13 protein-coding genes are annotated in these 13,313 nt (G+C 60.9%); all 13 read left to right on the plus strand.

From position 1 onward, the window contains the following. Positions 1–60: 60 nt before the first annotated feature. The 13 genes from BLS85_RS15955 to BLS85_RS16015 all read left to right on the plus strand — a co-directional run bounded on the left by BLS85_RS15955 (position 61) and on the right by BLS85_RS16015 (position 13,311). Positions 61–858: a methyltransferase domain-containing protein gene (locus BLS85_RS15955; protein WP_092787739.1), complete on the plus strand. Its 798-nt coding sequence runs from the start codon at positions 61–63 to the stop codon at positions 856–858. 212 nt (positions 859–1,070) lie between these two features. After that, positions 1,071–1,850: a polysaccharide deacetylase family protein gene (locus tag BLS85_RS15960; RefSeq protein WP_176793810.1), complete on the plus strand. Its 780-nt coding sequence runs from the start codon at positions 1,071–1,073 to the stop codon at positions 1,848–1,850. 5 nt (positions 1,851–1,855) lie between these two features. After that, the gene (locus tag BLS85_RS15965; RefSeq protein ID WP_176793812.1) at positions 1,856–2,692 is read left to right on the plus strand and encodes a methionyl-tRNA formyltransferase; all 837 of its coding nucleotides are present in this window, start codon (positions 1,856–1,858) and stop codon (positions 2,690–2,692) included. Further along, positions 2,689–3,219: a GNAT family N-acetyltransferase gene (locus BLS85_RS15970; protein WP_092787741.1), complete on the plus strand. Its 531-nt coding sequence runs from the start codon at positions 2,689–2,691 to the stop codon at positions 3,217–3,219. Before BLS85_RS15965 ends, BLS85_RS15970 begins: the two co-directional genes overlap by 4 nt. Then, the gene (locus BLS85_RS15975; RefSeq protein ID WP_092787742.1) at positions 3,216–3,923 is read left to right on the plus strand and encodes a WbqC family protein; all 708 of its coding nucleotides are present in this window, start codon (positions 3,216–3,218) and stop codon (positions 3,921–3,923) included. The genes BLS85_RS15970 and BLS85_RS15975 overlap by 4 nt, the downstream gene beginning before the upstream one ends. Further along, positions 3,920–6,712: a YfhO family protein gene (locus BLS85_RS15980; RefSeq protein WP_143027227.1), complete on the plus strand. Its 2,793-nt coding sequence runs from the start codon at positions 3,920–3,922 to the stop codon at positions 6,710–6,712. The genes BLS85_RS15975 and BLS85_RS15980 overlap by 4 nt, the downstream gene beginning before the upstream one ends. An 89-nt stretch (positions 6,713–6,801) precedes the next feature. Further along, positions 6,802–7,104, plus strand: coding sequence for a hypothetical protein (locus BLS85_RS15985; protein WP_143027228.1), 303 nt, complete (start codon positions 6,802–6,804; stop codon positions 7,102–7,104). 211 nt (positions 7,105–7,315) lie between these two features. Next, positions 7,316–8,017 (plus strand): winged helix-turn-helix transcriptional regulator, encoded by a 702-nt coding sequence (locus BLS85_RS15990; protein ID WP_092787745.1) that lies wholly within the window; start codon positions 7,316–7,318, stop codon positions 8,015–8,017. Beyond that, positions 8,014–8,514: a transcription termination/antitermination protein NusG gene (gene nusG, locus BLS85_RS15995; protein ID WP_092787746.1), complete on the plus strand. Its 501-nt coding sequence runs from the start codon at positions 8,014–8,016 to the stop codon at positions 8,512–8,514. The genes BLS85_RS15990 and nusG overlap by 4 nt, the downstream gene beginning before the upstream one ends. A 191-nt stretch (positions 8,515–8,705) precedes the next feature. Beyond that, positions 8,706–9,650: a GDP-L-fucose synthase gene (gene fcl, locus BLS85_RS16000; RefSeq protein WP_281242570.1), complete on the plus strand. Its 945-nt coding sequence runs from the start codon at positions 8,706–8,708 to the stop codon at positions 9,648–9,650. A gap of 164 nt (positions 9,651–9,814) precedes the next feature. Further along, positions 9,815–10,882, plus strand: coding sequence for a GDP-mannose 4,6-dehydratase (gene gmd, locus BLS85_RS16005; protein ID WP_092787747.1), 1,068 nt, complete (start codon positions 9,815–9,817; stop codon positions 10,880–10,882). A 250-nt stretch (positions 10,883–11,132) separates the two neighbouring features. After that, positions 11,133–11,936, plus strand: a complete 804-nt coding sequence (locus BLS85_RS16010) for an ABC transporter permease (RefSeq protein ID WP_176793814.1) — start codon at positions 11,133–11,135, stop codon at positions 11,934–11,936. Next, positions 11,926–13,311, plus strand: coding sequence for an ABC transporter ATP-binding protein (locus tag BLS85_RS16015; protein ID WP_092787749.1), 1,386 nt, complete (start codon positions 11,926–11,928; stop codon positions 13,309–13,311). The genes BLS85_RS16010 and BLS85_RS16015 overlap by 11 nt, the downstream gene beginning before the upstream one ends. Positions 13,312–13,313: the final 2 nt, after the last annotated feature.

Raw genomic sequence — 13,313 nt, forward strand, 5'->3', positions numbered from 1 at the left:
GGAACAATGTTAACAAGCGGACCCGGATGTGAGTTCTAAACGCTGAAAAGGAATAGATTGATGAACCTTGGTGCCATCCCTGTTGATTGGTTCGTTTGCCCGGTGACCCGCGAGACCTTGGTGCGGGTTGGTAATTGTCTGAAATCGAGTGTCGCTGATTACTGCCTAGACAAAAACGGATATTTTTTCGATTTCGTACCCGATCAAATTCCGGTCTTCGAAAAGAAAGATTGGCGGACATGGCAGACACTGCAGGACAATTCTGTCGTCAGTTACACAGAAGATCCTGAGAAGAACCTATTGGTGGGTCACCGGCCTGACGGTATCGCGTTTGCCGAGTTCGCGAAGTTTTCGGGTAAGATTCTTGATATTGGCTGTGGCCCACAGGAAATACCAACCCACATCCAGCATGGCGCGTCGACAGATGCCGTGTTTGTAGGAATTGATCCTCTTGTAGGCTTCCAACCGCGCGGCTTCTCGTTTGTTCGCGGTTTGGGCGAGTGCCTTCCTTTTCGTGATGGTCTGTTTGATCAAACTGTTTTTGCCACTTCACTTGATCACTTCATTGAGCCGATCGTCGCCTTGCGTGAGGCGAAACGAGTCACGAAAAAAGGCGGAGAGACAATCGTTTGGATTGGGGAAAAATCAAAAAACGCACCTAAACCGACGATTCGAAATGCGTGGTATGATGATCTAAAAATTCCGGATGGCGCTGAGGACCCCTTTCACTTCAAACGCTTCTCACCCGATGAGTTCGAAGCATTTGCAAAGGAAGCCGGACAAAAAGTATCAGATCATCAAGAACACAGAATTGATGAATACAAGTCAAGCCATTTCTATAGGCTAACCTCAGCATGAGTGCATATGAAGCAACAGCGGATTTTACGGAGATACACTACCGCCACCTTCTTAGAAAAGCGCTTGATTCATATACTTTTATCTCCTTCACCGATATATACCGCAAAGGACGCATTTGCCTTTGGCGCCATGACGTGGACTTTTCCGTCCATCGCGCCCATGCCCTGGCACGAATTGAAGCCGAGTGTGGGGCGTTTTCCACGTATTTCATCATGCTCCATAGCGAATTCTACAGCGTCTTGGAGCGAGGCATTCTCAACCGTCTGCGCGATATCGCCGCGATGGGGCATGCGATCGGTCTGCATTTCGATCCGACGTTCTACGGTCAGGAGATTGACAGCCGAGCGGACCTTGAGCGTTTCATCTCTGAGGAACGCGCGCTGCTGGAACGCCTGCTCCATGTCCGCGTCGAGACCCTGTCCTTCCACATGCCCGACACGGGCCGGTGGCAGGCGTCCGATGACGACGAGGTGGCGGGCCTGATCAACGCCTTTGGGCGCGGCGTTCGGGATCGCTTCGCCTATTGTTCCGACTCCAATGGGTACTGGCGCTTCCAGCGTTTGGCGGACGTCCTTGAGGCGGTTGCGGACGAACGGTTGCACGTTCTGACACACCCTTGCTGGTGGACGCCGGAACCGATGGCCCCACGACAACGGATGGCTCGGGTGATTGGCGGGCGGGCGGACTGGCTGGATCGGCACTACGATTCGCTGATTGCGGACAGTGGCCGTGTCAACCTGCGCCACGCGGATCAGGAGGCGTTCACTTGGCTTCTGTCATGGGACGAAGCGCTGGGCTATCTCGTTGAGGAGTTGATTCGCCGCCGGGTCCCGCACCTGGCCGAGGTTGAGTTGAGGCGACGTTTGGCTGATCTTGGCATCGGGGACGAGTCCCGCTTGGAGGAGGATCGGAACGACCATCAAAGCAACGCCACCATTGTCGCGCTGATCGGCCGGCTCAGGGGCGCCGTAACCGGCGCTGCCCCGCCATGAACAGGGTGCTGCTGTTCACCGATCCTTTTGGCGCGCGCTTGACCCTGGACTCGCCCGTCCGGAACCTGATCTGCGGCATCGTCGCATCGGCGCTCCGACCCGGCCAACATGACGCGCTGCGGGCCGCGGCGGGCGAACACGCGTTGCCCTTCCTCGTCCAGCCAAAGATGGGAAGCCCCGACTACGGTTCGTTCTCGCGGGCGGTCCGTCACCTCGCCCCGGACCTCATCTTCGTCAACAGCTACTCCCTCATGGTTCGCGGAGATATCCTGCGGGTGCCTCGGTTGGGCGGGATCAATCTGCATGGCGCTCTTCTGCCAGAGTTCCGAGGCCCCAATCCGATCCAATGGGCAATCCTGAACGGCGAAACGCAAACGGGTGTCACGCTGCACCATATGACGGAAACCTTTGATGCCGGCGATATCGTGGAGAGGAGGGTCGTGCCATTGCGGCCGGACGACGTTTGGCTGGACGTGATGAAGCGGCAGAGACCCGTAATGGCCGAGATGATCGCCGAAAACCTGCCGAAAGTCCTGCCCGAGACGGCCCCTCGTATCCCCCAGGATGAAAGCAAGGCACGCTCTTGGCCACGCCGCACCCCGGAAGATGGGCTGTTCGCGTGGTGTTGGCCGGTGCGGCGCATTCACGACATGATCCGGGCGCTGGTCGCGCCGCTGCCGGGCGCGCGCTATCAGGAAGGAAATGGGACGACCGTGGTGATCGACCATTACCTGTCACCGGCGCGGATCTGGGACCGAAAGCTGGCGCACGTCCGGACCATCGCATTGCCGGGACGCCCCGGGACCGATTTAGCCTTCCGCATCGGAGAGACGGTGGCATGAATGGATCAAGTTTCTCCGCCTCAGTTCGGCTCAGACCTGTCAAGCTTGAAGATTCGGACCTCCTATTTGAGTGGATCAACAATCGTGATCTAGTGGTTATGAATGCGCCATTTCGCCCTATCTCTGAAACTGAACATAAGAAATGGTTTGAGGGCATATCGTTACGGAAAGATGTTTCTTTTTTCATGATTGAGGACAGTGATAGCGGATTGGCAATCGGATCATGTCAGCTTACAAACATACATGATATTCACAGATCGGCAGAACTACAAATCAGAATCGGTCGCTTTGACTTCCAAAATAAGGGAGCTGGCAGTGCGGCTGTGCGTCTATTGGTCGATCACGGATTTCATACATTAAAGCTACACCGGATCATGCTTCATGTGTTTTCTACGAACCTGCGCGCCATTCATGTCTATCAAAAGGCCGGATTCAAGCAAGAGGGCTTATTGCGGGAGGCGGCTTTTATTGAAGGGCGCTGGCTAGATGTTCTTATTTTTGGCCTACTCCGCACAGAACGCTCATGAGTGTCACCATTGCCATTCACCAGCCCAATTTTTTTCCCTGGCTGGGCTACTTTGACAAAATCGTCCGCGCTGACGTTTTTGTGTTTCTCGACCATGTTCAGTTTCCGCTGAAGGGCGGAACATACATGAACCGCGTCATGGTCAGGTCAGGCAAGGGCGACGACTGGTTGACCGCCCCCGTGGAAAGAGGCCGGCCGCCGCACAACGCAATCAATCAGACCGTTTTCAAGCCGGGGTTCCCCTGGCGGCGAAAGGTGGCGAGCGCCCTGCGGACCTACTATGGCAAGGCGCCGCATTTCGACAGCGTTTTTCCGGTCCTTCTGGACCTGCTGGATCACCCTGCGAACAACGTCGCCGACTTCAATATCGCAATCATCACATCGCTTGTGGGCCGTTTGGGCATCGACGGCGCGCGATTGGTGAGGTCGTCCGACGTGGCCCCGGAGGGGCAGGCTACCGATCTTCTGATCGGCATCGTCCAACGCCTGGGCGGAGATACGTACCTATGTGGCGGCGGGGCGGACGGCTATCAGAATGATGAACTTTTTGCCGAGGCGGGGATTACCCTCGCCTATCAGACCTTCAAACACCCGACGTATCCGCAGTTCGACCGCAACACCTTCCGTCCCGGACTATCAATCATAGACTGTCTGATGAACGTCGGGTTCGCCGAGACCGCCGGTTTGAGTAAGGAACACCTATGACAGCAAAGGTCGCGATGGACAACAAAGCTGATCGATCCGCGTTGATCAGTTGGTGGCTGCCCACACTGTTGCTGACCCTGTTCCATGTCCCGGGCTTGTTTGGCGGCCACGTGCGGGTTGATCCCGCCTACGCTTGGTCCTTGGCCCAACCGGATGCCGCTCCCCTGAAGGCGTTCAACCAGGACATGGTTCAGGGCGCCTATCCCTATTGGTCGTTCGCCCATTGGGTGCGCGAGACCGGTGCGAGTTGGGAGTGGAATCCCTTCATGTTCGGCGGCGTCCCGCTGTGGCCGGAGGGCAGCTATCCGCTGGCGGGCCTGATGGCCCAGATCGCGCACCTGTTTGGGCCGGAACTGGGGTTTTCCGTGCTTCCGTTCGTGACAGGGCTGGCGGTGATCGCATTGGGCAACCTGATCCTGCGAACGCTTGGCCTCCCGGTCTGGGCGCGGACGGTCAGTGTCGTCCTGCTGGTGTTGACATATGATATGCTGGTTTGGCTTCAGACGCCTCACGCTGAAGTCAATCTCTGGCTTCTTGTGGGTGTTCTGGTCGGCTTACGGATCTGGCAGGCGTCGATAACGGCCGAAAAGGCCGCCTGGGCTCTGGGCGGGGGCGCCCTCGTCGGTCTGATGCACCTGGGCAGTCATGTGCAGTTTACCCTTCTGACCGCCATACCGTTCCTCGCCGTTTTCATGCTTGCCTGCGCGGTGTTGCGTCCGGATGGCCGCCTGCGGTGGCCTGACGGCCGAACCCTGCTCGCGGGCGCCGCCTTCTGCCTTGCGGCGGCTGCCGTTGGGGCCTGGGCTTGGCTGCCAACCCTCGAGGTGGCGTTTGACTCATACCGGTCGGTGACGCCGAAAGGCTCGAATATGCCGGTTTATGTCAGGTTCATGCCGCTGCCGTTCCCGCGCTACGAGGACCTCACGCTCGGGCTTCAGGCTTGGTTCTCGTTTGATAGCCTTGGATCCTATATCAACCAGATCTTTCCTCTCCGCCAGATCCCCGTGATTGGGTTCAACTTGGACGGTCATTACCTGTCCCTGACGGCCTATATGCTGTGCGTCCTCGCCGTTGTGGAGCCGAAAACGCGGCGTCAGGCCGCGCCGCTGTTGCTGAGCTTCGCCCTCATTTTCTTCGGGTACAATGCCCTAGCGCTCGCCGCCAAGGTACCGCAGATCGCCGCGCTGCTGAACGCGATCCCCTTGCTGGACGCCATCAACCTGCCCGGCGTGGTCATCCGCGCCAACGTGTTTCTTTGGCTGGGGGCCGGCTTCGGCTTGGTTGCGGTCGGCCGGTTGGCCTCGGATCGCCGATGGCGTTGGGCCCGGTGGGCTTGGGCAGGCGTCCTTGTCGTCGCGGCCTCGATTGCGATTTACGCCTCGTGGGCCATGCGGCGCCTGCTGGAAAGCGACCTTCAAGCGTTCCTGTCCGCTGGTAAGGCCGGCGTTCCAGAACACATTCCCCCGCTGGTCGCGGCACAGGTGGACCGTCTGATTGCGCGATGGGATCCGATGCCCTGGGAACTGGCCGCCGCGCTCGGTCTTCTCGCTATTGAATTCGCCCTGGTTCTAGGCCTGCGCGCTTATCCGCGCCGTCGGGCCGTCATGGCTGGAGTGATGGGCGTCTCCCTCGCCGTGACCGGCTATGTGTCCTATCACAACAAACTCGACTGGACCCTGGCGGACTCGCTGGTTCCCGACGTTCCCGCCATCGACACGATCCGCCAACAAACAGAACCGGGACGGGTTGTCGCGGTCAATCGTCCTGTCGACAAACAAGAACGGATCCGAAACTACCTGGAGACGGTCGACACCGTCGAGGATCTGGGAGCCGGACCGGTGGTCCGCATCAGCCGCGAAGTGCCCTTTGTCGGCGGCATGTCACTGCTTTACAGGGTGGAAGATATCCGCGGTGTTTCTGCCCTCAACGGCCGCGCCTACCGGATCTTTGTTGAAGCGGTCCAGGCTCAGCCGCCCGGCACCGACCCCACCATCCCCCAGATGTTGAGCGAGTTTTATTACGATCTTCCCCTGCATGCGCGTTCCTACGATTTGTTGAACGTGCGGTGGGTCCTCAGTGCCGCTGAACTATCGGTACCGCAATATGTCAAGCGCCAAGACGGCCCGATGAATCTTTACGAAAACGTGGGGGCGCAACCGCGCGCCTGGCTGGCAAGCGCGGTGGAGGTCATTCCGGAACGACGCGCGCTGCTGCGCCGGCTGACCGACCTCACCTTCACGCCAGATACCGTGTTGCTTGAGGTCGATCCGCGTACGTCGACGGCGCCCAGCGATGAAACGCGGTATGGCCTGCGGCCGGAGGCACCGCTCCGCGTCGGACACAACGTCTATGAGTGGCGTCTGGCGCCCAACCCTGTTGCCAGTCGACTGTACGGCAGCCTGCCGTTCGCCGATACGGCCCCGGCCCGTTGGGACATCGGCGCCGGGCCTTTGCCAGTCCCAACCGTGACCATGCCCGATCTCAACCAGCGTGTGATCGAGGTGACCACACCTGAGCCCGCCATGCTGGTGATCAGCGAGCCCTTCTATTTCGGCTGGGAGGCGCGTCTCAACGGAAACCCTGTGGACATCTATCGGGCGAACTTCGCCCTTATGGCGATTCCCATCTCTGCGGGCCACAACCGCGTTGAGCTCACGTATCAGTCTCGGACACGGTCCCTGGGCCTATCCGTTTCCATCGTGGTTTTCGGTCTTCTGCTCGGCGGCACCGGACTGTGCATCCTGAGCGCGCGGAAGACCCGCGCGGCGGCCGCGGGCGGGGCCTCATGATGCAAGGTCGGTTCAAGACCAAAGGACCAAAGACCGTCGTCGGCATCCTCTCGGTCGTGTTCTGCCTTGGATTCGCCGTCGGAGCAGGCATGTTTGCGCCAACAGCCGTGCCGCCGGAGATCAAGGCCGACACGGCCCCGGAGGAGCCTGCGCGCCCGGCCGAACGAACAGCGCCGCGCTCCCCCTATGCCTCCATCGATCACGTTCGTGCCCTGATCGACATCCAAGCCACGGACGACATTGCCCGGCTTCGAACAGCCGTGATCCGATCCATCTGGAAACGCGACCAGTTGCCGGCGCGCGTCGCCGATGAGGTCGTGCTGGACGTCGATGAGCCCAGCGTGGAAGGGCTCGCCTCCGTGGCGGCGGTGGACACTATTCCTTGTTGGTAGACGACACCATCGCCCGTCACGACATATCAATGGCCGCGGTTGACCGCCTCATCGCGAGTCTGGTCGAGCGGTTTGAAAACGGATGTTGAGCCATCGGCTCAGGTCCACGGTCTTCACCCGGGGCATGAGGGCCGGTTCAGCATGGCCCCCGGCAGGACAACGGATTGGCCGTGGTTGACACGCAGGGGCCCGGAGCGTAGACGTTCATGCCATGAACACGAGAGGCGCCACGACTGCGGCTGGATCGGCGGCCGACACTGATCTCACCCTCGGGCTGTTGCGGGCGATCGAGGATGATCCTCGTCAGTCCCAGCGGAGCCTCGCGGCCCGGCTGGGCATTGCGGTGGGCCTGACGAACGCGGTCCTGAAGCGGGCCGCCGCAAAGGGCTTGGTCAAGGTCGGCACGGCGCCGGCGCGGCGGTATGCCTACTACCTGACGCCCCAGGGGTTCGCCGAGAAGTCTCGCCTGACTCTTCAGTATCTGGAGCATTCGCTCACGGTCATTCGCGACGCGCGCGAAGCCTTCGCGGCCGAATTCGTGGCCTGCCAGCGCCAGGGCTGGACCCGGGTCGCCCTTCTGGGGGGCGGCGAGATGGCCGACATCGCGCTCCTGGGGGCGCAGGAGGCCGGCGTGCCTCCTCTTGCCGTGATCGCGTCGGCGCGCGCCGGGCAGGTCCGATCTGGCGTGGCCGTTGTGGCCGACATTGCCGCCGCCCGGGCGCTTGCGATGGGAGGCCAGTTGGATGCGATCGTCCTGACCGAGGTTCTGGAGGTATCCGCGCGGGTTCAGACCGCCAGGGCGGCTGACATCGCGACGGATCGCCTGTTGGCCCCGGCCTTCCTGCACCCGCATGGTCCTGCGGTGTCGGCCGAGCTCGGGCGTCTTGGCGACGGGAAGTGGACCGCCGCATGAGACGTTGGTATGCCGTCCATACCCACGCGCGAGCGGAGGAAAAGGCGGAGTTTCACTTGCGCCGCCAGGGCTATGAGGTTTATTGCCCTCGCCTGGAGCGAACGCGGCGGCATGCAAGGCGGGTGGAGACCGTGTTGCGGCCCATGTTCCCGCGCTATCTGTTCACACCCCTGGATGTTGAGGCACAACCTTGGCATGCGATCAACGGGACTTTCGGCGTCAAGCATCTGGTCGGTCGAGGGGAGCGCCCAACCCCGCTGCCCGGCGGCTTGGTCGAAGCGCTCATGGAACGAGAATCAGAGGCCGGGGCAGTCACAGTCCCGGTGCCCGCGTTCCATCCCGGAGAGGCCCTGGTCGTGGAGGAGGGACCGTTTAGGGATCTGGTGGCCCGCTTCGAGATCATGGCCGACAGGGAGCGGGTCACGGTTCTCTTGGACCTTCTGGGCCGCGAGATTCGTGTGACCGCGCACCACAGCGCCGTCCGTCGGGCGAGTTGACCCCCGCTCCCTTGAGGGCCGGCGGGGCGCGGCGTAGCGCGTGGGCGGCTCGGGTTTGTTCCATTGGCCTCCGGGTGCGTTCACCCGGAGTGCGGTAGCTGTGGCGAACCGCCATCTGTCTGTCAGGATGACCCCGCCGCTGGTGATGGGGTCGCGATCACGGGCTTCTGCAAACGCAAGGGAGAGCCGCTATTCTCAGTCTGGTGGGCAAGCGGGTTTGGGTTCCGGGGCACCGCGGCATGGTCGGCGCGGCCATCGTGGGCCGGCTGGAGCGTGAGGGCTGCACCATCATCCGGGAGAGCCGCGACCACGTGGATTTACGGCGCCAGGGCGAGGTCGAGGCCTTCGTCGCTGCGGAACGCCCCGACATGGTTTTCGTGGCCGCGGCCAAGGTGGGCGGCATTCATGCCAACTCCACCTTCCCGGCGGACTTTCTATACGACAACCTGATGATCGAGGCGAACATCATCAATGCCTGCGCGCGGGGCAGCGTCAGAAAGTTGTTGTTTCTCGGGTCGTCCTGCATTTATCCGCGCGAAGCGGCCCAGCCCATCTCCGAGGACGCCCTGCTGACGGGCCCCCTGGAGCCCACCAATGAATGGTATGCCATCGCCAAGATCGCTGGCATCAAGCTGTGTCAGGCGTATCGACGCCAGCACGGGTGTGACTTCATCTCCGCCATGCCCACCAATCTGTATGGGCCCGGCGACAATTTCCATCCAGAGAACAGCCATGTCCCCGCCGCGTTGCTGCGCCGGATCCACGAGGCCAAGCAGAGCGGCGCACGCGAGGTCACGATCTGGGGCACCGGGCGGCCCCGGCGCGAGTTCCTCTATGTCGACGATCTGGCAGAGGCTTGCGTGTTCCTGATGACGCACTACTCCGATGAGGCGCCGATCAACGTCGGCACGGGTGAAGACCTGACGATTACCGATTTCGCGACCGCCATCCGAGAGACCGTGGGCTACGACGGCGTCTTCCGGTATGACTCCACGCGTCCGGACGGCATGGCGCGCAAGGTGCTGGATGTCTCGCGCATCAACGGTCTGGGCTGGCGGGCGCGGACGTCCCTGCGCGACGGCTTGGCCCTCTATTACCAGTGGTTCCTGGACAATCTTGAACGTTTCCGATCCTAGAGCAAATCCCGAGCGAACCGGAACGAATCGCGACGGCGATTTGATGGAAAGAAAGTGACCAGGGTGCATTGCGCGATTCACACCTCAGACAACGCGGCCCCGCACGTGCGGCATCGAGAAAATCGTCAAGGCCGTATGAAGAAGACGGAGCGGAGCGCAGCGACGTGACGGAAAAAACCGCGCTTATCACCGGTGTAACAGGGCAGGACGGCGCCTATCTTGCGGAATTTCTGCTGGAGAAGGGCTACATCGTCCATGGCATCAAACGGCGTTCATCGTCCTTCAACACCGAACGGGTCGACCACCTGTATCGGGACCCGCAGGAACACGAATGCCGCTTTTTCCTGCATTTCGGGGATTTGACGGACGCAACCAACCTGATACGCCTGATCCAGAAAGTCCAGCCAGACGAGATTTATAACCTGGCCGCCCAAAGCCATGTGCAGGTCAGCTTTGAAACCCCCGAGTATACCGCGAATGCCGATGCGCTCGGGACCTTGCGCCTGTTGGAGGCGATTCGCATCCTGTCCCTTGAATCCAGAACGCGGTTTTATCAGGCCTCGACCTCGGAATTGTTCGGCAAGGTTCAAGAGACGCCGCAGCGCGAAACGACCCCATTTTATCCTCGCTCTCCTTATGCCGCAGCCAAACTTTACGCCTACTGGATCACCGTTAACTATCGTGAAGCCTATGGCATCCATGCGTCCAATGGCATTTTGTTCAATCATGAAAGCCCGATCCGCGGCGAGACTTTCGTCACTCGCAAGATCAGCCGCGCTGTCGCCGCGATTTCGCTCGGCCTTCAAGACCGGATCCGGCTCGGCAATCTCGATGCCAAGCGCGACTGGGGACATGCACGCGACTATGTCGACGGGATGTGGCGCATTGTTCAGGAAGAGACGCCCGACGATTACGTCCTGGCCACGGGTGAGACGCACTCTGTGCGGGAGTTCGTCGAGCGTGCCTTCGCGGTGATCGATCGCAGCATTGAGTGGCATGGCCACGGCGTGGACGAGGTCGGACGGTGTTCTCGCACCGGGGCCGTTCTGGTCAGTATCGATCCTCGCTACTTCAGGCCGACGGAGGTCGATCTGCTGCTGGGCGATCCGACCAAGGCGCGGGAGCGTCTGGGCTGGCGCCATACCACTGGTTTTGCAGAGTTGGTCGCGGAGATGGTGACCAGCGATCTCAAGGCGATGCGCGTCCGCCCCGCCGTGCGCAACGAGACCTGACGGCCCTGTCATACCTGACCACCGGCCCGCCTTAATCGCGGTTTTCGCCAGTGGCCTCTCAGAGACTGTTCCCGCCGGGCGCCAGCGCGTCCTCCTACGCGAGCGTTGGGGTGTTCGGCCGAAACCTCCCGTCAACGACCGAGACACGGTTGCGACGCGGCGGATTGTTGCCGTGTTGAGCCTTTGGGCGAAACGAGTCTATGTGGTCTGTTCCTTCGGGTTTCCTCCCGCATTGCTGGAAAGGATGGAGATGACGCTGGTTCCGAACGCACGGGCGCGGTTCGAAGAGACCGGCCTGCGACAGCAATGGACACTGTTCCGTACGCTTTGGATCCGCGACTTCAGCGCCCAATATCGGCGCGCGAAATTCGGAATCGGCTGGGCGGTCATCCAGCCTCTGTTCTATATGACGGTCTTCATCGGCTTGCGATTGTTCCTAGACATCCCGAGCGAGGGTCTGCCGTATCCGGTCTTCGTCTTCAGCGCCTTGATGCCATGGCTGTACATCAGCAATGCCCTCAATCGCTCAGGGGCGAGTGTCGTATCTAACGCCGACATCATCAAGAAGATCAGCGTCAATCGCTTTATCTTCCCGCTGGTGAGCGCGTCCTTGCCGCTCGTCGACCTCACGGTGATGGCCTTAGGCATGTTTGGTCTTATGATCGCCTTCGGCGTACCGCTCGGGCCTCATCTGCTCTGGCTGGCGCCGTTGTTGCTGCTTCTGACGGGCTTCGCCGTCGGCCTCGGTCTTCTGATCTGCGCGATCGGAACCTTCGTGCGCGATATCCTGGTGGCCCTGCCGGTCGTGCTACAGGCCTTCCTGTTCGTCTCGCCGATCGTCTATCCTATCGACATCGTGCCCGAAGCCTTGCGCGGCATCTATATCCTGAACCCTTTGGTCGGGTTGCTGGAGTCCTTCCGATCCGTGTTGGGTCGCGGCACCGCACCAGACATGGAGATGTTGATCAGCCCCGTCGCGGTGACGATCATCATGTGGATTATCGCGGTTCCCTTGTATCAAAAACTGTCGAGATACTTTTCCGATGTCCTTTAATGCCGTGCCAGAGCAGCCAAACAGCAAGCCGGTTGCGCGATCGGTGGCGTGCGCCAACGAGAAGCCCGCAGAACCCGACCGTCCTGCGGACATAAGCCTCGACGAGGGTCACACGCATGCTGAAGATGAGACTCCGGAGGTCATCCGTGTCGACGGGCTCTGGAAGTCTTATGGCCTGCCCTTTGGCTTGTCGCCGCTTTACTGGGCCAAACGCGCGGTCCACAGGCTTCGCGGACATGAGCGAGGTCTCGGCCCGGGCCCATTCGCCATCCAGGACCTCAGCTTCTCCCTCAGGCGCGGCGAGACGCTCGGTATTATGGGACGCAACGGGTCGGGCAAGAGCACCCTGCTGAAGGTGCTCTCCGGCGTCTCGCCGCCGACGGCGGGCGATGTCCGGGTTTCCGGACGGCTCTTCCCGATGATCGAACTGAACGCTGGTCTCAATCCCGACCTCAACGGTTTGGAGAACGCCCGCACCCTGTCCGCGATCATGGGGCTCAGCCAGACCGAGATCGCGGCCAAGATGCCCGAGATCGAGGCCTTTTGCGAACTCGACGAATGGTTCCGCCGGCCGGTGCGAACCTACTCCAGCGGCATGATGGCCCGGCTCGGTTTCGCGGTCGCAATGCATGTGGACGCGGACGTGCTGCTGATCGACGAGGTCCTGGCCGTCGGCGATTTCGCCTTCCAGAAGAAGTGCATCAGCGCCTTCTCAAGGCTGCGCCATGCCGGCGTGACGACCGTGTTCGTCTCGCACAACCCCTACATGATCGAGCGGATGTGCGACCGTGTCATCGTGCTGCAGGAGGGGCGCACCGTGGCCATGGGCGACGCCACGGAGGCCGTTGCTGAGTACTTTCGCATCAACGCACCGAAGACGGCGCAGAGTGCCCAGCCCTCGGGCGACCAGAGCCTCGAGCAACGCAGCGGCACCGGCGATATGCGTGTGACGAAGATCGAGGTGCTGGACCTGAACGACCGGCCGCTCGACGAGGTGCGGACCATGGAGCCGCTGAAGATCCGGCTGCACTGCAGCGCGCGTGAACCGATCCACGAGCCGAACTTTGGTCTGCGTTTCGTCGACGAGAATAACACCGTGGTTCTCTCCGTCGCTTTCACCAACCACCGCCGCGGCGTCAGTGTCGACGGCCGGGCGGTGTTTGACTGCACGATTCTTGAGTTTCCACTGCTGGCCGGCCGCTACGCTATGCAAGTGAAGGTCACATCCGACATTCTGCTCGACATGATAGAGATTGGCGCAACACTGAATGTTAAGGCGAGTGATCGCATAGCGCTTGAATCCGCCGGATTGGGTTTTGTCTATACGCCGATCGAGTGGGCGGTCGATGATCGCCCTATGCTGCGGCAACGGTAATC

Source organism: Rhodospira trueperi (assembly GCF_900101965.1).
Taxonomy (GTDB): Bacteria; Pseudomonadota; Alphaproteobacteria; order Rhodospirillales; family Rhodospirillaceae; genus Rhodospira; species Rhodospira trueperi.

Bases quoted from the DNA above. Each gene is read 5' to 3' on its own strand.
- BLS85_RS15990 (WP_092787745.1), top strand. From the start codon at position 7,316: ATGAACACGAGAGGCGCCACGACTGCGGCTGGATCGGCGGCCGACACT.
- nusG (WP_092787746.1), top strand. From the start codon at position 8,014: ATGAGACGTTGGTATGCCGTCCATACCCACGCGCGAGCGGAGGAAAAG.
- BLS85_RS16015 (WP_092787749.1), top strand. From the start codon at position 11,926: ATGTCCTTTAATGCCGTGCCAGAGCAGCCAAACAGCAAGCCGGTTGCG.
- BLS85_RS15970 (WP_092787741.1), top strand. From the start codon at position 2,689: ATGAATGGATCAAGTTTCTCCGCCTCAGTTCGGCTCAGACCTGTCAAG.
- BLS85_RS15980 (WP_143027227.1), top strand. From the start codon at position 3,920: ATGACAGCAAAGGTCGCGATGGACAACAAAGCTGATCGATCCGCGTTG.
- BLS85_RS16010 (WP_176793814.1), top strand. From the start codon at position 11,133: ATGACGCTGGTTCCGAACGCACGGGCGCGGTTCGAAGAGACCGGCCTG.
- BLS85_RS15960 (WP_176793810.1), top strand. From the start codon at position 1,071: ATGCTCCATAGCGAATTCTACAGCGTCTTGGAGCGAGGCATTCTCAAC.
- BLS85_RS15955 (WP_092787739.1), top strand. From the start codon at position 61: ATGAACCTTGGTGCCATCCCTGTTGATTGGTTCGTTTGCCCGGTGACC.
- BLS85_RS15985 (WP_143027228.1), top strand. From the start codon at position 6,802: ATGTTTGCGCCAACAGCCGTGCCGCCGGAGATCAAGGCCGACACGGCC.
- BLS85_RS15975 (WP_092787742.1), top strand. From the start codon at position 3,216: ATGAGTGTCACCATTGCCATTCACCAGCCCAATTTTTTTCCCTGGCTG.